Source organism: Agrobacterium sp. MCAB5 (assembly GCF_052114365.1).
GTDB classification, from domain to species: Bacteria; Pseudomonadota; Alphaproteobacteria; order Rhizobiales; family Rhizobiaceae; genus Agrobacterium; species Agrobacterium tumefaciens.
Genome location: NZ_JBFREP010000010.1, coordinates 208,404 through 231,816, shown reverse-complemented (window position 1 = coordinate 231,816; position 23,413 = coordinate 208,404). Strand labels below are relative to the sequence as shown.

The window sequence follows — 23,413 nt, the reverse complement described above, 5'->3', positions numbered from 1 at the left end:
GCGCTCGGCGCAGCCGTACTTGGGACAGGGGCTACCTGGGGTATCGGTGCACTGGCGCATACAGCAAAGCTGGGCTGGTCGGCATCGACTATACCGCTACGGGTTACGACTAGTCTTTCTGCGATCGGTACCCAAGCTTTTCTGAAAGCGCGTTGGCTGTGGTGCGAAGCTCCTCACCAAGGCTAGCGATTTTTTCGTCGCTGGCTTCGCTGCGGATCAGACTGATTGCAATGCCGGCAGATGCGGCTCCCGAGTAATCGCGTATGGCAGCCCCAATGCAAAGCATACCTTCGCGGATCTGACCATCGTCGATGGAGTAGCCGCGAGCGCGCGTCAGAGCCAGTTCCTCTTCAAGCTGCGAAAGGCCAGCAACGCTCCTTGATGTCAGAGGCTGTGGAAATTGAGAGAACAGCATCCTCAATTCACCGGGCCCCAGATCGGACAGGAGGATCTTCCCGGTGGCCGTAAATGGCGCCGGCAGACGCATACCGATCCGAAACGTGTGTCCAAGCGGCTGAGCCGAGTTGCGACAGCCGATGTAAACGACTTCGCCACCCTCGCGGACGGTGAGGGTCACCGTGTAGGGATCGAGGTCGTGGCGCTGGGCGAGATGGTCGTTGAATGTCGATACGATATCGAGGTGCGACAGAAAACCATTCGCCCATCTGAGCGAGTGGGGTCCAATACGCAGGGTTCCATCGGCAGATCGCGCCAGAAGATCAAGCTCAGTCATCACCGCAAGCAAGCCATGCGCGCTGCTTTTGGGCAAATCCAGAAATCGTGTCAGCTCGGCGGCTGTAAGGTCCCGCGGGGAACCTGCCACAAGATCCAGAATACGCACGGCGCGTCTGAGTGCCGGTACAGTGTCTGATATTTGCGACGATTGTTGATCTTCAGCCATGCACCTTCCTTGACACACTTGGCCCCTTTGGCCCATAGTTCACTCTAATGATTCAAGTTCAATTAGTTGAACTTTAGTGCGGGAGAGGTCGATGATCAAGCTAAAAAATGCGGCGCTGTTACGTGATGCCTGCCTGGTGAATGGTCGCTGGCTGAAAGCTGCGGATGGCAAGACGATTGCGGTCGAAAATCCCGCCAACTCGATGATCATCGGTCACGTTCCTTCATTGTCGGCAGATGAGGTTGAAGCTGCAGTCGAGTCAGCAGGCAAGGCATTTTCCGAGTGGAGCCGCCGTGCTGCGAAGGACCGCGCTGCCATATTGCGTCGATGGTTTGATCTCATGGTGGCGAACGCTGACGATCTTGGTGCGTTGATGACTGCGGAGCAGGGAAAGCCGTTTGCGGAAGCAAGGGGCGAAGCCCTTTATGCGGCATCTTTCGTAGAATGGTTCGCGGAGGAAGCCAAACGTGTTTATGGCGATACCATTCCTTCGCCGACCACGGACAAGCGCATTACCATCCTGAAGCAGCCGATCGGTGTCTGCGCCGCGATCACGCCATGGAACTTCCCGGCCGCGATGATCACCCGCAAGGCGGCCCCGGCACTTGCCGCAGGCTGCACGATGATCGTCAAACCGGCTGAGCAGACCCCTCTCACCGCACTTGCTCTGGGTGTTCTCGCCGAAGAAGCGGGCGTTCCCGCCGGTGTCTTCCAGGTGGTGACGGGCGCCGCACGCGATATCGGCAAGGTATTTACCGAAAGCGACACGGTGCGAAAGATCTCCTTTACCGGATCGACCGAAGTCGGTCGTCTGCTGATGGCGCAATCGGCCCCGACGATCAAGAAACTGTCGCTGGAACTTGGTGGCAATGCGCCTTTCATCGTCTTTGATGATGCCGATCTGGATGCGGCCGTTGAGGGCGCGATCGTTTCGAAATACCGCAATGCCGGACAGACCTGCGTGTGCTCCAACCGGATCTATGTCCAGGATGGTGTTTACGACGCATTCGCGGAAAAGCTGGTCAAAAGGGTCGAAAGCCTGTCCGTCGGTGAGGGCACCGAACCTGGTGTTCTGATCGGTCCACTGATCGACCAGGATGCCGTGGCAAAGGTCGAGGATCACGTTGCTGATGCCCTTGGCAAGGGAGCAACGATCGTCACCGGCGGAAAGCGCCATGCTCTTGGAGGCACGTTTTACGAACCAACGGTTCTGACCGGTGCAACCCAGGCCATGAAGGTTGCCCGTGAGGAGACCTTTGGACCCGTCGCCCCGCTCTTTAGGTTCGGGACGGAAGACGAAGCGGTCGCCATGGCGAACGACACCGAATTTGGTCTGGCGGCCTATTTCTACACCGAGAATGTCCGCCGGACATGGCGTGTCGCAGAAGCGCTCGAATACGGCATGGTGGGCCACAATACAGGCCTCATCTCCAACGAAGTCGCACCATTCGGTGGCGTGAAGCAGTCCGGCTTGGGCCGCGAAGGCTCGCACTACGGCATCGATGAATATCTTGAAATCAAATACCTGTGCTCGGCCATCGGCTGAGATCACGCTGGGAGGATCAGATGACCATCAACCCTTTCGAATTCCGCACCGTTCCCTCCATGCAGGTTGCCTGGGGTGGCGCCCAGCGTCTTGGAGAGATTCTCTCCGGCAGGTTTCAGGCGCGCAAGGCGCTGCTGATTACCGATGCAGGTCTCATCAAGGCCGGCCTCATCAAGCCGATTGCTGACGCTCTTGCGGCGAGCGGCTTTAACGTCACGATCTTCGACAAGGTCGTTGCTGATCCGCCAGAGCACATCGTTGCCGACTGCGTCGAGTCCGCAAGGCAGATCGGAGTCGATATCGTCATCGGTCTTGGCGGGGGCTCATCGCTCGACATCGCCAAGCTCGTGGCTGTCCTTCTGATTTCCGACCAGACGCTTGCCGACATGTACGGTATCGGCAACGTAAAGGGATCACGCCTGCCGCTCGTGCTGGTGCCGACCACGGCCGGTACAGGTTCGGAAGTCACAAACATCTCGATCATCACCACGGGCGAAACCACCAAGATGGGGGTCGTTTCCCCGCAGCTTTACGCTGATTTCGTTCTTCTGGATGCTGAACTGACGGTGGGACTGCCGCAGGTCCATACGGCTGCCACCGGTATCGATGCCATGGTGCATGCCATCGAGGCTTACACCAGCAAACACAAGAAGAACCCACTATCAGATGCTCTGGCGCGCGAGGCACTACGTCTGCTCGGTGCAAATCTGATCGCCGCCTGCAAGGACGGCACCGACCGGAAAGCCCGTGAAGGCATGCTTTTGGGTGCGACATTGGCAGGTCAGGCTTTCGCCAACTCACCGGTGGCCGCCGTCCACGCGCTCGCTTATCCGCTGGGCGGCCATTATCACGTGCCACACGGGCTTTCCAATGCCCTGATGCTGGGGCCGGTTTTACGCTTTAACGCGAAGGCTGCAGCGTCGCTTTATGCGGAGCTTGCCGACGTGCTGGGTGTTCCGGGTGAAGGGGATGCGGCAACCCGTTCGGATGCGTTCGTTCAGCATATGGAAACGCTGATGGACCAGAGCGGCGCGCCGCGGCGTCTGCGCGATGTCGGCGTGACGGACAACACGCTCGCCATGCTTGCGTCCGACGCAATGAAACAGAGCCGTCTGTTGGTCAATAATCCGGTCGAAGTCCGCGAAGAGGATGCGCTTGCGCTCTACCGCGAGGCGTTCTGACCCATTTCTTACAGCAATATCTTCAGTCCCAAGGTAGGAAAACGAGTGACCGATATCAGACTTTACATGCTTCAGTCGGGTACGCTGAAATGCAAGGTACACAACATCAAGATGAACCAGGGGAACGGTGCAGACTATGAGATCCCCGTTCCGTTTTTCCTGATTACCCATCCGGCCGGGCACACCGTGATCGACGGCGGCAACGCGATTGAAGTTGCAACAGATCCGCGTGGCCATTGGGGCGGCATCTGCGATGTCTATTGGCCAGTACTGGACAAGGACCAGGGCTGCGTTGACCAGATCAAGGCGCTTGGTTTCGATCCGGCCGATGTCAAATATGTTGTGCAGTCGCACCTGCATCTCGATCATACCGGCGCCATCGGTCGCTTCCCCAACGCAACCCACATCGTGCAGCGCTCTGAATATGAGTATGCCTTTACGCCCGACTGGTTTGCTGGCGGCGGCTATATCCGCAAGGACTTCGACAAGCCGGGTCTGAAGTGGCAGTTCCTCAACGGTGCGCAGGACGATTATTATGACGTTTACGGCGACGGCACGCTCACCACGATCTTCACGCCCGGTCATGCACCCGGCCACCAGTCCTTCCTGGTGCGCCTGCCAAACAGCAAACCGCTTCTCCTGACGATTGATGCTGCCTACACACTGGACCACTGGGAAGAGAAGGCTTTGCCTGGCTTCCTTGCCTCGACCGTTGACACGGTCCGTTCTGTTCAGAAGCTCCGCACCTATGCCGAAAAGCATGATGCGACAGTCGTCACCGGCCATGACCCTGACGCCTGGGCGAACTTCAAGAAGGCTCCCGAATTTTACGCGTAAATAGAACGCGCAAGTCAATGGCCAGATACGGCGAGGTTGCATGCAGCCTCGCCGATTTTTATCGTATGAGCCAAGGGCACCGAGCCGAGCGGGACCGTGTATTTCGGCGCATCGGCCTTTTCCGGATATACGCCTTCGTTCAGGTCGCTCGCGTTGTCGCTTCATGTGCCTGAAAGCTATCCTCTAGCTGCGCGAGTGTGCTCATACGACGTTTTTCGCCCCGGCGTTACGTTGAGCCATCAGGGTTCGGGCTGACAATTTGCCAATACCGGATGGCTGAGAGTAAACTTGTCTCTTTGATCCAAACTGTCTGCAAATCGAGCAGATTATGGCGCTCACTTAGCGTTCCCCACGTGTCGGGCCAGCCATGCTCCCCAAAACAAGCTTGCAAAAAACCGAAGCGTTTCGTTGAAACCAACGCCCTCCAGGAACGAAATGACCTCGTCTTCCGATCGGGGTGGCTCCGCACCCTGCAGAATCTTGCCCATTTTGGCCTGGACCTCTTCAGGCCCGGCGCCGTTCATACGCCAGCGTGCTGCCCAGGCTGCGGGACGCGCCTTAGAGCAGGCAACGCTTCACAGCGGCGTAACACGTCACCTGTGCGCCGATACTGTTGAAAAACTCCCCCAGCATCGGTAAGGGCGCGCCTCGCCCGGATCGTTAGGTATAGTTTTCTGACGGTGCAGCAAAGCTGAAACCAAATTGCGCCTAAAGCGCTGGGGAGCGTGGCAGCGCAATATTACTTCAGTGGGCCCGAAGGGAAAGCCGCCTGTGGGAGTTTTTCAACACTATCCGCCAACAGCGGACATCGAAGCTGGCTTACGTCGTCGGCCAGAATTCAAACGACTACCACGGGAGCGTGGCGACAGGTCAAGTCGATGGGAACAAGCCGCCATCGTCGGCATCAACGTCGATAGTCATAGATAGATGACGGGGTCTAGTCAGTGCGAAAGAAGCAGCTTCAACAATGTCACGGCTGGTTGCGCGCTCCCCCTTCTGGCGCCCGCTTGCATGGAGCCAATCTTGTTGGTCGGGTCGGGCATCGTCCAGGTAAGGCGGATTTATTAGGATCGATCGGAATTTACTGCCAATGAAGGTCTGCCTGAGCCCCTCTGCGAGTGCCACTTGTCCACGTTTGGCCGCATAGAAGGGCACAGATACGGACTGCAACGCTGCATTTGGCAAGCCGCTGATCGAACCGATCGTCACGATATCTGGCGTCGGTGACGTTAGCATAAGGGGGCGAAGTCCCTGCACAAAAAGGTAGGTTCCAGTGATTGCGGCGTTCACAACCGCCAGAACATCGCTCTCTGCATAAGGTTCGATACTGCTTTCGAGCCACATCGCGCCATTATTGATGACGATATCAACTTGGCTCTTCAGCGCAGCGATATTAGACGCTGCTTCATTCACAGAAGAGGTATCGGCAAGGTTTAAGGTAACGATATCGGCCCTTTTACCGCCCCTCTGCATGATCAGATCAGCGACCTCCTGAAGGTCCGACTGTCGGCGGCCACACAACACGAGCTCACACCCTGCATCGGCCAATGAAAGCGCAAAGGCCGCTCCCAGACCTCGACCAGCGCCAGTAACGACGACAACTTTTCCGTTTAGTGAATTCATGTCTCTGCTCCTGCAACTTGAGACGCGTCCTACCTCAATTTAAAACGTGTGCAAGGTGCAATATGGACGCGGCTCTCGTAGACCGAGACCCGAATGACCGTTTCGGGCAAAAAGCAGCCATCACAGTGTGAGTAAGCGCGTGCAAAGGAGATTCAAAGCCCTATCGGAGGGTCGACTATAATGGCGAAAGTCCGACTCCTATCAAGACAACGCGATTAGGAAAAATTCTCCAGCACGGCCAGGAATGTATGTCTATCACCCTGTCCCTCAGTCAATCGTACGCGGCCCTCGATGTCTGCAAGGTGATGGTCCATCAGTTGCTGCGCCTTTGCGAGATCCTTCCCTTTCAGGGCTGTGACTATCAACCGATGGTGATCGGCGCCGCAGTCGTCTTTACGCTCCTCCTCGTACAGAGACATGACGAGCGAGAGGCGCGCGACGATCTTTGACAACACCTCCGTCAAGACGGCATTGCCACCAAGCTCCGCCAGAACGACATGGAACTTGCCTGACAGCACCGTCTTCGACTTCTCATCACCATGGTTATGGATGTGTTCTTCCTCGTCGGTCAGCTTTTCAAGCGCGTCCAACTGATCGGCAGTCGCGTGGTCGAGGACAAGCTCCAGGATGACGTGCTCGAGCTTGCGACGGGCCTCGAACAAGGCCTTGGCCTCTTCGATGCCCGGTTCGGCGACGAAGGTGCCACGGTTTTTCTTGCGTTCCAGAAGATGGTCGCTTTCCAGAACGCCGAGTGCGCCGCGCACGACCGTGCGACTCACGCCGAAGTGGTCGGCGATCGCATCCTCAAGGATCTTGACGCCGGGCTTGAGCGCGCCTTCACCAATCGCCGTGGCAAGCGTGATCCGGATGCGTTCAGTCACGTCGTCATGAGCGTTTTCTGCCGCATCGACCGAGCCGTTGGCCTTCGGCGCGGTCTTGGTGCCTTGACGTCGTGTCGTCCTCTTCATTTCCCGCTCCAGCTCCGATCAAGCGACCCAATTATTTTCATGATAATATTCCTGCGTATATGCGCTTGGTGCCAAAAGTCGAGAGGCTCCGAATGTTGTAAGGAGCACCGGAGACATATGTCGCCGGTGCTGAACCTTTGGCATGTCAGGCGGCTCGCTGCTTCGTGGAAAGTATCGAGAGCGAAATTCCGTTCTGTGTACAGATATCTTCAATGTGCCGTGCAGAAGCCTTGACGAAGGTCAGCGCTTCGTTGAAGCCATAGGACTGGTGCTCATAGGACGGATAGCCATACTGGCTCGCCTCATAGGTCTCCCAGTCCGGTATTTCTCCGCTGGCCACACGTTTTTCAAATGCGTCCACCAATCCGAGATAGGCTTCGAGTTCCTCTGCCGTCAGGTCTGGATGGCCGGCACGCCAAATTGGGTCATCGATCTCGATGCATTGGCGGGGATTGGCCTTGCGTGGCTTGTCCTCGACGGAGGCCGCGACCTCCAGGGAGAGGTTCAAGTCGGGATTGGCTTTGGCAAGGATAGGGATGATCGTGGCGAAATCGACAATGCCGCGACCGACGGGGCGGGTCTGGAAATCGAGGCCGCCCGTGGCATGACCGACATAGGCATCCTTGATGTGGGTTTGGCGCACATAGGGAGCTACCCGTTTTGCGGCAAAAACGGGGTGCTCGGCGCGTTGCAGGCCGTTTGCCGTGTCGAACACGACACCCATGCAATCTTCGCCAACCCTTTCGATCAGCCGGAGGATTTCGAAAGAGGTGATCTCGTCATGGGTTTCCATATTGAGATGAACGCCGTTTGCGCGCGCAACCGGCGCGAGCTTCAGTAGGACCTTTTCGATGCCCAGCAACTGCTCATCCCAGGTCACATCGGTGCGAAAGCGGTCATTGGCCAGCCGTCCGCGATATTCCGACTTGAAATTGCCCGGCGACACCCAGAGTTCGCGGCAGCCGATGGCCGCACTCGCTTCGATCATTCGGGTAAAACCGAGGATGACGTCGCCACTGCCGATCGCGCGAAACTCCGGAGCCTCTGCGCTGCAATAGGGGTTGATCTTACCGACGCCCGCTTCGAGGTAAAGGCCAAGCTCATCAGCCTTTACCCTGATATCGGCCAGTTCGCCGTTGTCCAGTGTCTCGCTCATGTCGAGCACCGTGCTGAAGAAGATGCCGCCGAGACCGAGTTCCTTGACGTGTTCGAGGCTTTTGAGAGGGCCGCGCTTTCTGGCTTCTGGCAGTTTTTGTCCGTCAATGCCTAGCTTCATGATCTGCTCCTTGATGTTTCCTGATTGGATTTGCTGCAATGGCATTTCCGTTTGATTGGTGGTTGAGGTGGCGGCGCTTCAGGCGCGGCGTCGGGTATCTTTCTGCGCACGGGCATCTCGACCTTTTGGCGCGAGGTGCTTTTCCAGAAAATGCTGGCCGACTGATGCGACGGTGGTGATGAGCAGGTACCAGAGCGAGGCAACGCACAGCAGTTCGATGACAAGGAAGTTGCGCGCGTAGATGGCCTGCGCTTGGGTCAGCAGGTCTTCCATGCCGATGACGGAAACGATGGCGCTGGCTTTCAGCATACCAATCGCCTGGTTTCCGGTCGGCGGGACAATGAGGCGGATCGCTTGAGGCAGAACCACGGTCCGAAGCGTTTGAAGGGGTTGCAAGCCAAGCGAAGAGGCTGCCTCACGCTGACCGCGATCGACGGCGGTCAATCCGCCGCGAATGATCTCGCTCATATTGGCCGCTTCGTGCAAGCCAAGCGCCAGAAACCCGGCGAGGGCAGGGGTGACGAGGTTGTTGATCGATATGGAATAGGTGCCGATGCCCACCATCGGAATAAACAGCGCGATGTTGAACCAGAAGAAGATCTGGACGATCAGCGGCACGCCGCGAAACCACCAGACGAAGGCAACGGCAATCGCTTTCAAAACGATGTTCTGGCTTGTGGCCATGACAGCGACGATGCAGCCGAACGCGGTGCCGAACACCATGGCGCCCGCCGTCAGTTGCAGGGTCAGAACTACGCCGTCGATGACGACTGGATCGACCATATAACGGGGAATTTCGCCCCATTGAACAGTCTGGTTTCGTGCGACTGTGAGGATGACGAGTGCCAGCGCGACGATCGCGCTGGTACCTGTGGTGATCTGCCCCCACCGCACCGGCTTGCCGAGCGGAGGTGCGATGGCCATGCTGACGGGTTGAGCAAAAAGGGACATGGCTCAATTCACCGGCATGCTGGCGGCGTCGTTGAACTTCACGGTCTTCACGGCAAGCGGACCAAGGCCCCATTTCTCCATGATCGCTTTGTAGGCACCGCTATCGACCATGTGCTGAAGCGAGGCGATCACCGTATCTCGCAAATCCAGATTGTCTCTCGATACCAGCATGCCGAGGTAGCCGACGGCGAGGCGGACGTCTGGGAGTGCCTGCAGGCCGACGCCCTTGCCGGTCTGGTTTTCGGTCGTGTAGACGCTGGTCGCATAGCCATTGACAGTCGCGTCGGCGCGGCCGGTGCGCACGGCCTGAAGGACGTCGGGCATTTTCGGGATGGACATGATGTTCATCGGTGTCGTGCATTTGGCCGATGCCGTTTCCACCAAACGCGCCTGGAACGTGCCGACCGGCACGGCAACATTCTTGCCGCAGAGGTCTTCCATACTCTTGATGCCGAGCGGGTTGCCCTTGATGGTCATGATTGTCGTGGCGTCAAACATGTAGTCGATGACATCGACCTGCTTTTCCAGCTCCACATCATCGTTGATGCCGGAAATGGTCATGTCGAAACGCTTGGAGAGGACGGCGGGTACGATTGCAGCACCTGCGCCGACATTGGTCATCTGAACATCAATGCCGAGAATGACACCCAGTGCTGCGGCGATATCGGCATCGATCCCGATCAGCTTTCCATCCTCCGCCTGGAAGCTGATCGGCGGCGTCAGGTCCGTCGCCACCTTCAGGATCTTCTTGTCCTTGATGGCAGTGGGCAGGCGGTCCGCCAGTGTCTGGTTAAACGCGATGCCCGGCAGTTTGGCGATGTCTGCATCCGGCACCATCTTGATGGCGGGACCTTCTGCGGCATGGACCGATGTGGCCAGCAGCGCGAACGCGATACCGGTAAGGCCGTTTTTGAGACTTTTCGTGAAGCTGCGCATGCGATCCCCTTTTGATTTTTATCGGAGTGAATTCACAGGGGCAGCGATGCAATCGGCGTGCCATTCTGATCGGAACTTCTTAGGGGACTGTTTTTAAACGAGTATTTTTCCGACCCGGCAAATTTCCACTTCTCAACGAAAACATTCGCATGAATTTGCGAAAGCTAACTGATTAAAGAATCAGCTCTCGCATCAGTCACGGTTTGTGAATTGACGATTGATCGTCTAAGTTTTTGCTTTGGCTTGATATTTCTCTGAATTTCAATTTTTGGGGATCGTGATATGCGGCGATTTAACCAGAAACAATCGCCAATAGATCCCAATCCAAGTCGGGAATGCTGCTCAATATATGATCTTCACCCACGAATATTGCACATTTTTTATATTCGCAAGAAATTAACGTTGAACATTATGCAGAATGTTCGAAACGATAGAAACCTGATATAAGTTTGTAATTTCCGTGGTTTAGATATTTTTTCGGTTCGAAATCGCAAACTGGCACACCGCTTGCAACTCCCTTGCTATGACCCACACTAAACTTAACATCGTCGAACGACCGCATCTCTGCTTGATGCCGCCAGGCGCTAAGCGCTTTGACGTTACGGCGCAACCGAAGGGGATGTTCATGGCAGAGGCGTCGAAGTCAGGAGAGGGCAAGCAGCTCAGCGTCCGGGGTGTGACCCACAGCTATGGTGGGCAGAACGCGATCAGCGACATCACGTTCGAGGTCGAGGCCGGCGAGATCGTCGCGCTTCTGGGGCCAAGCGGCTGCGGCAAGTCCACCGTCCTGCGGGCCATCGCCGGGCTGATCCAACCAAAGAGCGGTGCCATTCAACTCGGTGGCCAGGATCTCGCCAATGTGTCCGCAAGGTCCCGTGGCATTGGCATGGTGTTCCAGAACTACGCCCTTTTTCCGCATCTGACCGTGGCCGAGAACATCGCCTATCCGCTGGCCTGCCAGCACGTGCCGTGGGCTGAGCGCAGGGAACGGGTGGAGGAAATGCTCTCGCTCGTACAGTTGAAGAACTACGGCAACCGCCTGCCGCGTGAACTCTCCGGAGGTCAGCAGCAGCGTGTGGCCGTTGCCCGCGCCATTGCCGGGAGGCCCTCGCTTCTGCTGCTGGACGAACCCTTCGGTGCTCTTGACCGGGCGCTTCGTTTCGACTTGCAGGTCGAACTCCTGCATTTGCAGAAGACGCTCGGTATCACGACGCTGATCGTCACCCATGATCAGGAAGAGGCGCAGAGCCTTGCCGGGCGTCTGGTGCTGATGAACAAGGGTAATATCGAGCAGATCGACACGCCGATGGCCGTTTATGACCGGCCGAAGACGCTGTTCGTCAACACCTTCATCGGTCAGGCCAATCTGCTGCATGGCACGGTGCAGGGCTTGGATGCCGAGGCAACGACGATTGCGCTTGCAAATGGCAAACCACTCGTTCTGCCGCGTCGCCTGAATTTTACGATCGGCTCCAAGGTCACCATCACTTTCCGTCCCGAAGACGTCCGTCTGTCGACGGCCCCCCGTGGCTTTTCGTTGCCGGCACGGCTGACCGTGTCCGTCCCCCTTGGGCCGACGCTCGTCCATGATCTTCTTCTCGAGGAGGGCATGGGCCTGCGCGCTTCGCAGGTCCGCGGACCTTCCACCTTCATTCCCGAGTCGGGAGCTCAGCTCTTTGTCGAGATTGACACCACCAGGTGTCACGCCTTTCCGAGCGAACCGGAACCATCCAGTGAATGAACAACAACAATAGAGGTGAACAGATGAAGGACTTTAACATCACACGACGTCATTTCGGATTGCTTGCTGCCGGTGCGGCTGTAGCGGTCTCCGCCCCCTTCGCTGCTCGTGCCGCTGGTGGCACAGCCGTTGCCGCGACCTTTCCCGGCAGCTGGGAAGACGGCTATCGCACCGTACTGACGCCACTTGTTAAGGAAGCAGGTTTCGACCTGACGGTTGCGCCAGCTATGGCGCAGGATCAGCTTGCCAAGGTCATGGCAAGCCCCGGTAACCCGCCTTACGACACACTGCTGATGTCGCCCGGCCAGATGGCGGTCGCTATCGAGAATGACCTGATCGAAAAGATCGATCCGTCGAAGCTGAAGAACTGGAGCCTGCTCGATCCGGCGTTTCAGGGCGAGTACGGCCCGACCGTGACCGTTGAAGTCAACGGGATCGCCTATAACCCGGATCTGGTGCCCGCACCGAAGGGCTATCGCGACCTGTTCGAAAACCCGGCCTACGAGGGCCTCGTCTCGTGGACGGGCTTTGCCTCCAATACCGGCGTAATGGCCTATTCCCAGATCGCCAAGATCTTCGGCTCAGGCCCGACCGACATGGATGCCGTTTTCAAGCTGTTCAAGGAACATCCGGAGCATCTGAAAGGTGTTGTCGCCAGCACCAACCACCAGATGACACTATTCCAGCAGGGCGAGATCGCTGTCTTCATGTGCTCAACCGGCAATGTCGCGAAGCTGAAGGCATTGGGCCTGAGGGCTGAGTTCGTCCAGCCCGAAACAGGCTCTCCGGCAGCTCCGGTCAACATCCACCTGACCAAGGGCGCCAAGAACCCGGACGCGGCTTACGCCTATATGGATGCCGCGATCTCCAAGGCAGCGCAGGACAAGCTGAAGATGCCGCCGACCGAGATGTTCCCGACCAACAGGGAGGTCGAACTGACGCCAGGCATCGAGGCCTATGTGAAGCGCGAACAGCTTGCGTCTCTGGTCTATCCGGACTGGGCGGCGATCAACAAAAACCGTGCGGAATGGATCCGCCAGTTCGACGCTCTTGTCGCCGGTTGAGGGTCATAAAATGAAAGCGAGCGGCTTCCCATACGTTCTCCCGATGCTTGCGCTATCGGTGGCGTTCTTTGCGACGCCGCTCGCCGTTCTCGTCGGGTTCAGCTTCATCAGCCCCGACGGCCCGTCCTTTCACAACTACGCGCGCTTTCTCGGCGATGCGTTCAATTACCGCGTTCTGGTCAACACCGCCACGCTCGGTCTGCAGACCATTGCCAGCACCACCTTGCTCGGTATTCCGATTGCACTTCTCTATTGGCATAGCGGCAAGACCGCGCGACAGGTCATCATATTTCTGACCCTAATCCCGATGCTGACCAGCAACGTGGTGCGCACCTTCGCCTGGATCGTCATCCTCGGGCGACAGGGCCCGATCAGCGAGACCTTCGTGGCGCTCGGACTTGCGGAGCGCCCGTTCACCCTGATGTCCACCGAACTCGGCCTCGTCTTGGCCATGTGCCAGATCGACTTGCCGCTGATCATTCTGCCGCTGATCGCCATCCTGTCCCGCACGCCAGTCCAATTCACCGAAGCGGCACAGGTCTCGGGTGCCGGTCCGTGGCGGATCCTCGTGACCGTTCTCTTGCCGATGATGTTGCCGGGGCTGCTGGCGGGCTGGATTCTCGTCTTTGCCAGCACCAGCGCTTCCTTCGTCACCCAGGCTGTCATCGGTGGTGCGCGCAATGTGTATGTGCCGCAGCTCATCTACCGCGAGGTCGGCACGCTGTTCGACTGGCCGATGGCCTCGGCCATTGCCGTTGTCCTGCTGTTGTCGACCGGCATCCTTCTCGTTGCCATGACCATGATTTCCCGCCACAGGAGGCTTGTCGGCCATGCATAGTCCTCGCGAAAACCCGATTCCGACCCTCCTCTACAAGGCATTTGTCTTTGGCTTCGGCAGCCTCAGCCTGATCTACTTGGTGGCGCCGATCGTCATCGCAATCACCATGTCCTTCACTGCTGGCCAGACGCTCAAATATCCGCCCGAGGGTTTTTCGCTCCGCTGGTACGAGGCGCTCCTCGATCCCGTCCGCTCCGGGACAGAGCATATCGCAGCCGGCAATTCGCTGAAGATCGCGGGCCTTGCGGTGCTCGGATCGCTGCTGTTTGCCGTCCCTGCCACCATCGGCATGGCGCGTATGAGGCGTAGCACGGTCAATGCGCTAGAGCCGTTTCTATTGGCCCCACTCGTTCTGCCAAGCCTCGTTTATGGTCTGGCGGCGTTGATCGTAGCGAACTTCGTCGGCTTCCAGCCGTCGCTCTGGCTCACCGTTATCGGCCATGTCGTCGTGTTCGGTCCTCTGATGTACCGGGCCGCATCCGTCGTCGCGCAGGGCATCAATCCGTCGCTGGCAGAAGCCTCCACCGTCATGGGCGCGACCTGGTACACGACGCTGAGGCGCGTGATCCTGCCGCTGCTGGCGCCCGGCATTCTGGCCGGTGCCTTTCTCGTTTTCATCCAGTCGCTCGACAACGTCTCTGTGTCGCTCTTCCTGGCTGATGCGCAGACGACCGTGCTGCCGCTTCGCATGTTCGCACTGATCGAAGAATCGCTCGATGTCCGCGTCGCGGCAATGTCGGGAATTCTGATCGGACTCACACTCATCGTGATGCTGGTAGCGAGGCGCGTATTGGCGCCGGCACGGCAAGCTGACCAATAAAAATACTCTGGAAGGAATACCCAATGAATAGACACGCCACCAAGGCAGGCGACTACCGCATCGGATCGCTGCTGGCCGATTTCCAGCCGGATTTCGACTTTGTCGCACCGCTGCCTTTGCCCGTCGAAGAGTTCGAGGACCGTCTCCGGCGCATTCGCCGCCAGGCTGTCGAAGCTGGCCATGATGCGCTGATCGTCCACACCGGTGGGGTCGGCTGGTTCCATACCTCGAACGCATATCTGCGTTACATCTGCGACTGGATGCGCGAGGGCGTGCTGATTATCCCGACGGACGCCGACAAGCCGCTGACGCTTCTGTCCTTCTTCACTCAATCCGTGCTTCTGCCGCCGGGCGGCGAACCGGTTCTCGTCGAGGATATCTGGCAGATCGGCCCGATCGGTCGCGAATATGCCGACCGACCGGGTGATAGCGTCATCAAGACGGCTGAGAAATGCGTTGAACTGCTGGCCGGCATGGGACTGTCGAAGGCGCAGATTGGCCGGATCGGTGACCGCACCTCGCTGACCTTCTGGGCAGCCCTCGACGAGTTGATGCCAAAGACAAAGTTCGTCGCCGACAATGCTATTCTCGACCGGATGCAGAAAGTGCGCTCCCTGCGCGAGATCGAGATGTTCCGAGCGGCAGCCCAGCTCGTCAGCATCGCTACGCAGGCGGCCTATCATGTCGCCAAGCCAGGTGTGACCGATCACGAAATCTATGCCGCGTTCACGCAGGCCCAGCTTTCCTTTGGTGGTGAAACGGGTGATGGCTATCAGATTGGCATCAACGAGTTCGGTACCCATTGCGGAAAGCCTTATGGCCATGTCGTTCGTCCGGGAGATCTCATCAATCTCTACGTTTCCAACATCACCTACCGCGGCTATACCGCCCAGACCGCCCGTATGATCGCAGTTGGCGACATCACCAAGCGGCAGGAAGAGGTGCTGGCGGCCTGCACCGAGGGCGTTAAACGAGCCGAAAAGCTGATCCGGCCCGGTGCCCTGATGCGTGACGTCAACAACGCCGCCTTCGAGCCGATGATCGAGCGCGGCATGCTGTCCTCGCCCGAAGCCCGCACCATGCCCTACAACTGGGCGCCGATGGACGATGGCAGCGCCCGTCTAATCCCGCGCCAATATGTGAAGAATATCGACTGGGAAGCGCAGGGCCGTACGCTGATGCACATTTACCCGGCAACCCATGGTCCGCATAACCCCAATCTGGGTCACTCGGTTGGCTTGGCCGGCGGCCAGAACAGTTTCAACATCTCATCCCACAATTATGACCGGATGGAGGAGGGCATGGTGTTCGTTCTGCACACGCAATGGCTTGAGCCGTTGTCGGCAGGCTGCAATGTCGGCGATATGTATGTCGTCACCAAAGACGGGTTCGAGAACCTCGCCCGCCACACTCCCCTTGAAACCCACCGCATCGCTGCCGAGGCCTGATATGACCGACCACACCCATTTTGATTTCGCTAAGCTCAATGAGCGGGAACGTTACAAGATTCTGATCGGAACCGTCATTCCACGTCCAATCGCTCTGGTAACCACGGTGAGCAAGGACGGGATACCAAACGCTGGCCCTTTCAGCTTCTTCAATGTCCTGACCCATGATCCGGCCATCGTCGCCATCGGCGTCGAGAACTATTCCGACATGCGCTTTAAGGACACCGCCCGCAATATTCGTGAGACAGGAGAATTCACCGTCCACATCTGCGACAATGCGCTGGTCGAGAAGATGGAAATCTGCGCCATCAAGTTCGGGCCCGAAGTTGACGAGATGGAGGAGGCGGGTCTTGCCACGGCACCCGGCCAGACGGTGAAAAGCCCCCGCATCCTCGCCGCCCCCGCCGCCTTGGAATGCCGCCGCCACACCACGCTTCAGGTCGGCCCGGCCCGCGAAATCATCCTCGGCGAAGTCGTCGGCGTCTTCGTCCGCAGTGATGCGGTTAATGCTGCTAACCTGCATATCGACCAGCAGCTCATGGATGCGGTCGGACGCATGGGTGGGCACACTTATACCCGCACACGCGACCAGTTCGATATTGAGACGCTGACGCCGCAGGAATGGGAAAGCCGGAAGGCGGATGAGAAGGTGGCGGCGGAATGAAGTCACTTAATCTTTAAAATCAGAGGCGTATCTGATTTGGAAGAGCTAAACTTTGTTTGGTTACGGTACAGATCCGTTCGCGAGCTAGGAGCGATCAAAAGCGTCAATTTTTACGTGTCACGGCTGCAATGCACCAAAAGCAGTCATGCGATCTGTATTAACGTCGGGATCCCCCGATTGAGGGAGTTGGCGACTGTGCACACTGACCACGCATGATCCATCAAGGCTTTCGGATCGGAGCCGTCCGATGTCTCGCACTTTACAGATAGCACGGCTTTGGTGGCGACCAGCGGTTCACCTTCTAGGTCAAGTGTCACTGTTACGGCGATTTGTTCGATCTCCACGCCACGTTCATGGGCGACATAGCGTAGGTCATTACAATAGCAGCCTCCGATTGCTAGAGCGAGCATTTGGCCGCCATTGAAACCGAGCCCTAATCCCCCGGCCTTGCCTTCCGGCCGATCGATCACCACCGTATGGCCGCCAGCCCAACCCATCGCTGCCTCAGTGCCGGCGACGTTCCGCAACTCGATGACCGACCGCACCATCATATAACTCCGTCCATGTCTGAGCGTTGCAAGGTCGTGGCAAACGTTGGGCTCGTCAACTGTGTTTTCGAGCCTGTTCTTTAAATAAGGTCTGAAGACGCTCGGGGCGGAGGCCAATTTGGCGAGAGCGCGCCAACAGCGGACATCGCGCAAATTTTGCAATACTATTCTAGCGTTTGCTGCTTACGTTCACATAACGGAAATGCTTAATACCGGCGATGACAGAACCTACGCCAGAACAAATCGAACAACTCGCTTTCGCCTTTGAGCGCTTTACGCGTCGTTTCAAGGTCTCCGAGGCAGCGGCAGTCATGCAACATTCGCTCAACGCTCTCGACATCCAAGCACTCCTTTTCATTGACGAGCATCCTGAGTGTAACTTGGGAGATGTTGCCCGGCACCTTCAGGTCGCTCTAACGACGATGTCATCTTCCGCCGACCGGCTGGTGCGTCGTGGCATGGTTGAGCGACAGCGGCCGGAGGCTAACCGCAGGTCGGTGGCTTTGACGATAGCAGCCAATGGGCGGCAAGCGGTTGAAGGCTACGTTGATGGTTATCGCGCCTCTTGCAAAGCAATGCTTCAGGCTCTCGATCCCGTTGACCGGAGGGAATTCCTGCGCCTGACCCAGAAAATTGCAAAATTCGAGAGTTGAATATTACGAAATTCGTAGTATGTCTCTGCCGTCGCAACGATCAGGGATGTCATCATGGCTCACACCTCACTCACCGCCCTCATTACCGGGGCAAATAAGGGTATCGGCCACGCCATTGCGCGGCAGCTTGGCGCTGGCGGACACATGGTCTGGCTGGGGTGCCGAAATATTGCACGGGGTGAGATGGCAGCTCGCGAGTTACGCGGCATAGGGATTGATGCTCGTGCTGTGCAACTCGATGTTACGGACGGCGCTAGCGTTTCCAACGCCGCCAAGACTATAGGGAGCGAAGTGGATCATCTGGACGTTTTGGTCAATAATGCCGGACTCATGTTCGGCCCGCCGCCTTCGCTTGCCGAGGAGTCGATTGAAGAGATGCAGCGGATGTTTGATACAAACGTATTCGGGGTGATGCGCGTCACTCAGGCCTTCTTGCATTTGTTGCGCAAATCCAAAGCTGCTCGGGTCGTCATGATGAGCAGCGGACTGGGTTCGCTGACAGACGCCCTGGACATGCGGAGCGAAACATGGACGGTAGGTTTCGGCGGATATTCCGCCTCCAAGACGGCCCTCAACATGTTGACTGTCAAACTGGCGAAGGAGCTTGATCGGGAAGGGATCAAAGTAAACGCTGTAGACCCCGGCCTGACATCGACCGATATGACAGGCAACGGACCGGGGCATTCGCCTGAAGATGGCGCTCGTCCTGCATTCACTCTTGCAACGACGCATGCATATGGACCTACAGCAGGGTTCTACGCTTGCGCTCCATCAGGCGAACTTGTGCTAAAGAGTTGGTGATACGTATTCAGCGATTGTTGGATGCGGGCCGACCGGTTCGCATCTCATTGTCTTCTACGGAGCGCACGCTGTCGTCCACATCGCGCCATTTGCGGTCATTCGCTTGAGGCGATGCATTGTCCAACTTGGGACCGGAAGCTGCCGTGGCGACGATGCGTTAAAAAGTGGCGTTTGCAGGCTGATCCTGCCATTGAGCGTAAGTACAATCTTCTACAACAGGGCAACCGCATGAAAAAAGACGATGCAGGCCCAGCAGACTATCTCATTTTCCTGGGCCAAGTAGCAGCATTGCTGGATTCGGATTTCCTGCGTGAGGCAGAAACATTTGACTATGGGCAATGGGAATTACCCTTTGAGGCGGTGCTGTTGAAGCTGATGGAAGAGTCGCCGAAAAATGAAGGTATCGACATCGGCCTTGCTAAAAAACTGGCAAAATATGCGGGGTTGTTGGACGAGGGAGTGCTTACTCCAGATACTTGGCAGAGGTTCATTTATTGGTACGGCGCACCTGCAAGGTAGATGACCGCATAGGGCCGACAGGAGACGCTCTGCTGCAAGAAGGCTTGCCGTCGGCTTTTCCGTCATCCCCGTTGCTCGGTTTTTCGCTGAGTGTGTGTTGAACCTTACATCCTGCGCTCGGTACTCTTAAGTGAGCTGGAGAGCCCGGAAACGCGACTGGCCTCACGCTGCTGCAAGACGTGCCGGGATTCGGCCAGTATCTCGCGATACCTTTGGATCTTGGTTGCTTTCATCCTGAATAAGTCGTCGACTGATACCGTTGCCTGCTGCACCGGAAAAGCCACTTCGTTTTCCAGAAGGTCGAGCAAAAGGTTTCGCATCACTGCGTTTTCTTCTCGAAGTTTCGCGAGCTCAATAGCCTTCCCACTCGACTCAAATTTCCGTGCGATAGCTTTGTCAATATCGTGTTCGACAAGCAGAATCTTGGCGGCATAGTACCGGCAAGCAAAGATTGTTGTGACGAGCGCGCATAGCGCGATGACAATGTAGATCATTTCGACCTCCAGGTTATCCTGAAAGTCGATATTCGGAAGCCGGATTTCAATACGCGATTCACTCGGCAAACCAAAATGGCTCCTCTTTGATGAGGAACCGGGGCCGTAAACGTATCAAGTTCATCGTGGTTGAAACGGTGATTGTCAGACGCTTCAATCTTACATATTTTGGCGTCTTGTTACCTTAGCAGGTACTTTGCCTTCCTCGCGGGGTATGCGAGAGGCTCACCATTTTCCAAGATGAAACCCATACGGTACATGCATCTGCGCATTTCGGGAGAGCCATATGCACCTCCATAAATGCCGACGGGGTGGTATGATGGGTAAGATTCAAAACTGCATCTGTCGAGTGCTGAACGATAGGCGATCTCACGTACGTAGTCACCCGTCACCGGAACCGTACCGTAAAGATGCCATTGAGTACGTGCTTCCGCGACTGCTGCCGTGAAGGTAACGCCGAGAATCACGCTTAGAGCCAGCTTGAGTTTCATGACACGCCTCCAAATAAACAATTATGACGAGCAACGGAGATTTCGTCCGGTTTGTTCCCTCGCTCAGACGCAGTTGCGCAATTGTGGTCTCTTCGCCCCCACGGTCGGAGTGCATGCCACATTCTTTTCCTCTTTGGACCAACTCGGGAGTGACTTCAGCTTTGCGCCTCCGTACCGGCTATTCAGATCAGTTCCGCCATCTCCTGAAATAAGACGTAAGCAAAAAGTTGTGGCGACGTTCCTGTCAGGAACAGTCTAGCAAAATTTGGCAACACTAAATTGTTGCCAATTCTCTACATTCCTAACGAGCGCCAAGCAAAAACCCCGCCGGGGATGGCGGGGCCGATCACGCCGTTTAGATGCAGGATTTAAGCGCTAGCAAGTGCTTTCTCGATATCCCGCACAGAATGGCCAGTCAGATCTTTATCCAGTTCTCCAATAAGAACGTCCGACAACGACTTATGGTAGCCCTTGCGCATCTCACCCAGTGTGCGCGGTGCCGCGATAATCACCAGACTTTTAATCTTGCCCTCAAGCACCTGCTTGTTCAGCATATCCGTAACACCTGCACCAAACCCGTCTTCGTCTTGCTGGCTATCGTCGGGATTAGCCGAGCTACTGGAATGTCGGGCGCCGGAAGAGATCTTCGAGCTGTCGATCGCCGGATCTGGCAACGCTGTCAGATTGACAGTCGCCGCATCTCCGTCGTTCCGAAAAAGGCTAAGCTTTTCGCCATCGGCAACGGCAACGACCGTGTTCTGCGGAGGGTTCATGTTGATCTCCTTGGTGAGCAGCTCGAGCCCAGATGACCGACCCTGCTTGTTTCTATCAGAGAATAACCTCGCTACAGACCATCCGTTCCGCAGTCTGCCCGACAAAACTACAGGATTGGCGTATCGCCGTGATCAGTCACCCCAGCCAAATGCTTGATGGCCTGCCTCGCGCCATCGCTGTGGCAGAGGGTCAGTCGAGGCTGCTGTGCCAAGCACAGACCCCTGGAACGAACTCGGCAGTATGCATCGGCAGCGAAAATCTTCCGCGACAATGCTGGTGAGCGGTACGGCACATGCCGACCCTTTAATCTAAAACGGCGTCCACATTAAATACTGTATAAAACATGCCTTGTAAAATCACGCATTTCCGGTCGCCGCGGCACCACCAAGCGCGGCAAAAACCTGCGGGGAAAACTCAAACTGTCGAGCTGTTCCTCGTCCCATTGAGTTTCTTCCCAGCGTTTCCGTAAGGATGCCCCGCCGGACCAAGAGTTCAATGGTTTCGATCACCCCACCACGCGTCATTCCGGTAATATCAATCACATTTGAAAGCGTTAACTTCTGATGCGCCTGGTGCATCAGATAGAGAATATTCATCATGCCGATCTGTTTGATGCGCGACTGCGCCGATTCACCGTCGATCGGCTTCTCCAGGATTTCACGCACCGCAAATACGGACAAGGCCTGACTCTGCCATCTTTCACTTAAATTGCTTGCCATCGTTTTAACTATCTATTATTTGCATAGTCAAATAATTGAGACGAGTCGCCGTTCAGTTGAGGCGGACATTTAGAAAGACGGAGGGTAGGGGGCATGAAGGGCCTTTTCTTTCGAATGATCATCGCAGCGTCAGGGTTCGTTTCACTCTATACCATTTCGGAGCGAAGCGCTCGTGCCGACGAATGGGGGTGCCAGGTTATCCTGTGCTTATCCAATCCCGGCGGTCCGACCCAGTATGGCGAATGCAGGCCGCCCGTCGAGAAGCTTTGGAGGTGGTTGGCAAAAGGGCGTTCGTTTCCAACTTGCGCGGGCGTGGGTTTTCAGACCTCTCGCCCTTTGTACGAACCATATTACTGCAACGCCGGCTACCGCTTATCTGCTGGCTACGGTCCCAGCGGACGTGACGCGACGTGCATTTCCACGTCGCTGCAAGCCGTGAGCGACAGCTTTTGCCGGCGAGATCGAGACGGTGGCGATCCGAACAAAGGCTCTGTCACGTCACCGAGGTGGCAAAGGGTAGACGGGCGATACCAATGCCTGGCCAATACCGTGGCGCGACCCCTGGTCCGCGAGAAACCTCGATACGTCGATGTGACGATTGAGGGCGTCGGCACGCAGAGGGTGTGGTTCTGACATGCCCGTTGTCTTCTCAGATCTTGCGCAGACCTGCGCACCCTTCGTTGCATCGGAGGCTCTTGCGGGTGTGGTCAGCCCCGAAAGCCGGTTCGCTCCGTTCACCATCAGGATCAACAGCCGTGCACCGCTCGGGCGGCAACCTGCGACCAAGGCCGATGTAATCGAAGTCGCCGCATCCTCGGAGGCAACATGCCATGACATACACATTGGTCCCGACGGGGTCGGGCCGGAAGAACTGCGCAGATTGAACCTCTCGATAACAGCCGCTTTCGCTCGTTGCCTTAACCTGAACGCTCCAGCGACGCCATTCGACGGCTATTGCTGCCTCTCGGTGAAGGTGGATGCTGACAGTCCCAGGGCCGAGCAGGTGCTGCAATCCTGCTATGGACGTGACGATCCGTCGGTCGGGGGCGTGGTCAACTATGGCGATCAGGTTCGCCGCGAAATCGAACGGTTCGGGCCGACAGTGGCTCGATTTACAATCGGCGACACGGGAAAAGGGTTGCAGACAAACGTGTCGGCGAATTCTTCCCAAGCAGACGTCGTTGCCGAAGTGGTGGCGGAAAACACTCCGGGGGAAGCACACGCGATCGCGGCGGCGTCCGCGTGGGACGTCTTCAAGACCCGAAGCCGTTCATCCGTCCTGGTGTTTCAAGACAATCAATTGGAATTGGAGCAGAGTGAATGATAATCAGTTCCCGGATCAGACCCGTCGTCGCTTCGTCCGTCATGGCTGCCGCCATTGTAGTGACGATGGTTGAGCCCGCCTTCGCGCAAGCCGCCGGCATCGAAACCGTCCTGCAGAACATCGTCGACATGTTGACGGGAAACATTGCCAAGCTTCTCGCTGTGATTGCGGTCATCGTCATCTGCATCGCCTGGATGTTTGGTTATATGGACCTGAGGCGAGCGGGCTTCTGGATCATCGGAATTGGCGGCATCTTTGGCGCCACCGAACTCGTCAACACCATCGTCGGAGCCTGA

Annotated in this window: 26 protein-coding genes; 15 read left to right on the top strand and 11 right to left on the bottom strand. The window is 57.0% G+C overall.

Translation table 11 applies throughout. From position 1 onward, the window contains the following. Positions 1-109: 109 nt before the first annotated feature. Complete coding sequence (gene blcR, locus AB4Z23_RS21190; RefSeq protein ID WP_080802676.1) at positions 110-937, bottom strand: IclR family transcriptional regulator BlcR; 828 nt, start codon at positions 935-937, stop codon at positions 110-112. Positions 938-992: 55 nt separating this feature from the next. Here blcR and AB4Z23_RS21185 point away from each other — a divergent pair, with 55 nt between their 5' ends. The 3 genes from AB4Z23_RS21185 to attM are packed head-to-tail and all read left to right on the top strand — an operon-like array spanning position 993 to position 4,465. Further along, positions 993-2,447, top strand: coding sequence for an NAD-dependent succinate-semialdehyde dehydrogenase (locus AB4Z23_RS21185; RefSeq protein WP_111795140.1), 1,455 nt, complete (start codon positions 993-995; stop codon positions 2,445-2,447). 20 nt (positions 2,448-2,467) lie between these two features. Further along, positions 2,468-3,628 (top strand): iron-containing alcohol dehydrogenase, encoded by a 1,161-nt coding sequence (locus AB4Z23_RS21180; RefSeq protein ID WP_173998596.1) that lies wholly within the window; start codon positions 2,468-2,470, stop codon positions 3,626-3,628. A gap of 45 nt (positions 3,629-3,673) precedes the next feature. Continuing rightward, positions 3,674-4,465 carry an AttM family quorum-quenching N-acyl homoserine lactonase gene (gene attM, locus AB4Z23_RS21175; protein WP_019565706.1) on the top strand — a complete coding sequence of 264 codons (792 nt, stop codon included), beginning with the start codon at positions 3,674-3,676 and terminating at the stop codon, positions 4,463-4,465. Between the two features lie 870 nt (positions 4,466-5,335). Here attM and AB4Z23_RS21170 read toward each other — a convergent pair. The 5 genes from AB4Z23_RS21170 to AB4Z23_RS21150 form a co-directional block, all read right to left on the bottom strand. Further along, entirely contained in the window at positions 5,336-6,088 is a 753-nt protein-coding gene (locus tag AB4Z23_RS21170; RefSeq protein ID WP_013637384.1) for an SDR family oxidoreductase, read from the bottom strand. Between the two features lie 215 nt (positions 6,089-6,303). Beyond that, entirely contained in the window at positions 6,304-7,056 is a 753-nt protein-coding gene (locus AB4Z23_RS21165; protein ID WP_013637385.1) for a GntR family transcriptional regulator, read from the bottom strand. 145 nt (positions 7,057-7,201) lie between these two features. Further along, positions 7,202-8,332: a sugar phosphate isomerase/epimerase family protein gene (locus AB4Z23_RS21160; RefSeq protein ID WP_065687624.1), complete on the bottom strand. Its 1,131-nt coding sequence runs from the start codon at positions 8,330-8,332 to the stop codon at positions 7,202-7,204. A gap of 78 nt (positions 8,333-8,410) precedes the next feature. Further along, a complete protein-coding gene (locus AB4Z23_RS21155; RefSeq protein ID WP_441360725.1) occupies positions 8,411-9,283 on the bottom strand; it encodes an amino acid ABC transporter permease in 873 nt (290 codons plus the stop codon). Positions 9,284-9,286: 3 nt separating this feature from the next. Beyond that, the gene (locus tag AB4Z23_RS21150; RefSeq protein WP_025591445.1) at positions 9,287-10,219 is read right to left on the bottom strand and encodes an ABC transporter substrate-binding protein; all 933 of its coding nucleotides are present in this window, start codon (positions 10,217-10,219) and stop codon (positions 9,287-9,289) included. A gap of 625 nt (positions 10,220-10,844) precedes the next feature. Between AB4Z23_RS21150 and AB4Z23_RS21145 the strand changes: the two genes are divergently transcribed. From AB4Z23_RS21145 to AB4Z23_RS21120, 6 genes are read left to right on the top strand one after another with little or no spacing between them, the layout of a single operon-like run. Then, entirely contained in the window at positions 10,845-11,960 is a 1,116-nt protein-coding gene (locus AB4Z23_RS21145; RefSeq protein WP_081308461.1) for an ABC transporter ATP-binding protein, read from the top strand. 23 nt (positions 11,961-11,983) lie between these two features. Further along, the gene (locus AB4Z23_RS21140) at positions 11,984-13,024 is read left to right on the top strand and encodes an extracellular solute-binding protein (RefSeq protein ID WP_013637390.1); all 1,041 of its coding nucleotides are present in this window, start codon (positions 11,984-11,986) and stop codon (positions 13,022-13,024) included. Positions 13,025-13,034: 10 nt separating this feature from the next. Next, positions 13,035-13,862, top strand: a complete 828-nt coding sequence (locus AB4Z23_RS21135) for an ABC transporter permease (RefSeq protein ID WP_065687574.1) — start codon at positions 13,035-13,037, stop codon at positions 13,860-13,862. Then, entirely contained in the window at positions 13,855-14,682 is an 828-nt protein-coding gene (locus tag AB4Z23_RS21130; protein WP_013637392.1) for an ABC transporter permease, read from the top strand. The genes AB4Z23_RS21135 and AB4Z23_RS21130 overlap by 8 nt, the downstream gene beginning before the upstream one ends. Positions 14,683-14,705: 23 nt before the next feature. Further along, positions 14,706-16,130 (top strand): M24 family metallopeptidase, encoded by a 1,425-nt coding sequence (locus tag AB4Z23_RS21125; RefSeq protein ID WP_013637393.1) that lies wholly within the window; start codon positions 14,706-14,708, stop codon positions 16,128-16,130. 1 nt (position 16,131) lies between these two features. Next, positions 16,132-16,794 carry a flavin reductase family protein gene (locus AB4Z23_RS21120; RefSeq protein ID WP_025591449.1) on the top strand — a complete coding sequence of 221 codons (663 nt, stop codon included), beginning with the start codon at positions 16,132-16,134 and terminating at the stop codon, positions 16,792-16,794. A 143-nt stretch (positions 16,795-16,937) separates the two neighbouring features. On the opposite strand, the gene AB4Z23_RS21115 is transcribed toward AB4Z23_RS21120, so the two are convergent. Next, complete coding sequence (locus AB4Z23_RS21115; protein ID WP_025591451.1) at positions 16,938-17,342, bottom strand: OsmC family protein; 405 nt, start codon at positions 17,340-17,342, stop codon at positions 16,938-16,940. Positions 17,343-17,560: 218 nt separating this feature from the next. Between AB4Z23_RS21115 and AB4Z23_RS21110 the strand changes: the two genes are divergently transcribed. The 3 genes from AB4Z23_RS21110 (at position 17,561) to AB4Z23_RS21100 (ending at position 19,315) form a co-directional block, all read left to right on the top strand. Beyond that, positions 17,561-17,995, top strand: a complete 435-nt coding sequence (locus AB4Z23_RS21110) for a MarR family winged helix-turn-helix transcriptional regulator (RefSeq protein ID WP_013637396.1) — start codon at positions 17,561-17,563, stop codon at positions 17,993-17,995. 54 nt (positions 17,996-18,049) lie between these two features. After that, entirely contained in the window at positions 18,050-18,796 is a 747-nt protein-coding gene (locus AB4Z23_RS21105; protein WP_025591453.1) for an SDR family oxidoreductase, read from the top strand. A 228-nt stretch (positions 18,797-19,024) separates the two neighbouring features. Next, the gene (locus tag AB4Z23_RS21100; RefSeq protein ID WP_013637399.1) at positions 19,025-19,315 is read left to right on the top strand and encodes a hypothetical protein; all 291 of its coding nucleotides are present in this window, start codon (positions 19,025-19,027) and stop codon (positions 19,313-19,315) included. A 104-nt stretch (positions 19,316-19,419) separates the two neighbouring features. Here the strand turns inward: AB4Z23_RS21100 and AB4Z23_RS21095 are convergent, their stop codons facing one another. The 4 genes from AB4Z23_RS21095 to AB4Z23_RS21080 form a co-directional block, all read right to left on the bottom strand. After that, positions 19,420-19,809 (bottom strand): hypothetical protein, encoded by a 390-nt coding sequence (locus tag AB4Z23_RS21095; protein ID WP_236736196.1) that lies wholly within the window; start codon positions 19,807-19,809, stop codon positions 19,420-19,422. A 179-nt stretch (positions 19,810-19,988) separates the two neighbouring features. Beyond that, on the bottom strand, positions 19,989-20,300 hold the full coding sequence (locus tag AB4Z23_RS21090; RefSeq protein WP_025591458.1) for a hypothetical protein: 312 nt from the start codon (positions 20,298-20,300) through the stop codon (positions 19,989-19,991). A 368-nt stretch (positions 20,301-20,668) separates the two neighbouring features. Beyond that, positions 20,669-21,073 (bottom strand): host attachment family protein, encoded by a 405-nt coding sequence (locus AB4Z23_RS21085; protein ID WP_065687578.1) that lies wholly within the window; start codon positions 21,071-21,073, stop codon positions 20,669-20,671. Positions 21,074-21,430: 357 nt separating this feature from the next. Beyond that, positions 21,431-21,793 (bottom strand): transcriptional regulator, encoded by a 363-nt coding sequence (locus tag AB4Z23_RS21080; RefSeq protein WP_013637404.1) that lies wholly within the window; start codon positions 21,791-21,793, stop codon positions 21,431-21,433. A gap of 93 nt (positions 21,794-21,886) precedes the next feature. Between AB4Z23_RS21080 and AB4Z23_RS21075 the strand changes: the two genes are divergently transcribed. Genes AB4Z23_RS21075 through AB4Z23_RS21065 form a run of 3 tightly spaced genes read left to right on the top strand, consistent with a single transcriptional unit; the run spans position 21,887 to position 23,413 of the window. Continuing rightward, positions 21,887-22,426 carry a hypothetical protein gene (locus AB4Z23_RS21075; protein WP_065687579.1) on the top strand — a complete coding sequence of 180 codons (540 nt, stop codon included), beginning with the start codon at positions 21,887-21,889 and terminating at the stop codon, positions 22,424-22,426. A gap of 1 nt (position 22,427) precedes the next feature. Beyond that, positions 22,428-23,117 carry a type IV secretion system protein VirB1 gene (locus AB4Z23_RS21070; RefSeq protein ID WP_065687580.1) on the top strand — a complete coding sequence of 230 codons (690 nt, stop codon included), beginning with the start codon at positions 22,428-22,430 and terminating at the stop codon, positions 23,115-23,117. Then, the gene (locus AB4Z23_RS21065; protein ID WP_013637407.1) at positions 23,114-23,413 is read left to right on the top strand and encodes a TrbC/VirB2 family protein; all 300 of its coding nucleotides are present in this window, start codon (positions 23,114-23,116) and stop codon (positions 23,411-23,413) included. Before AB4Z23_RS21070 ends, AB4Z23_RS21065 begins: the two co-directional genes overlap by 4 nt.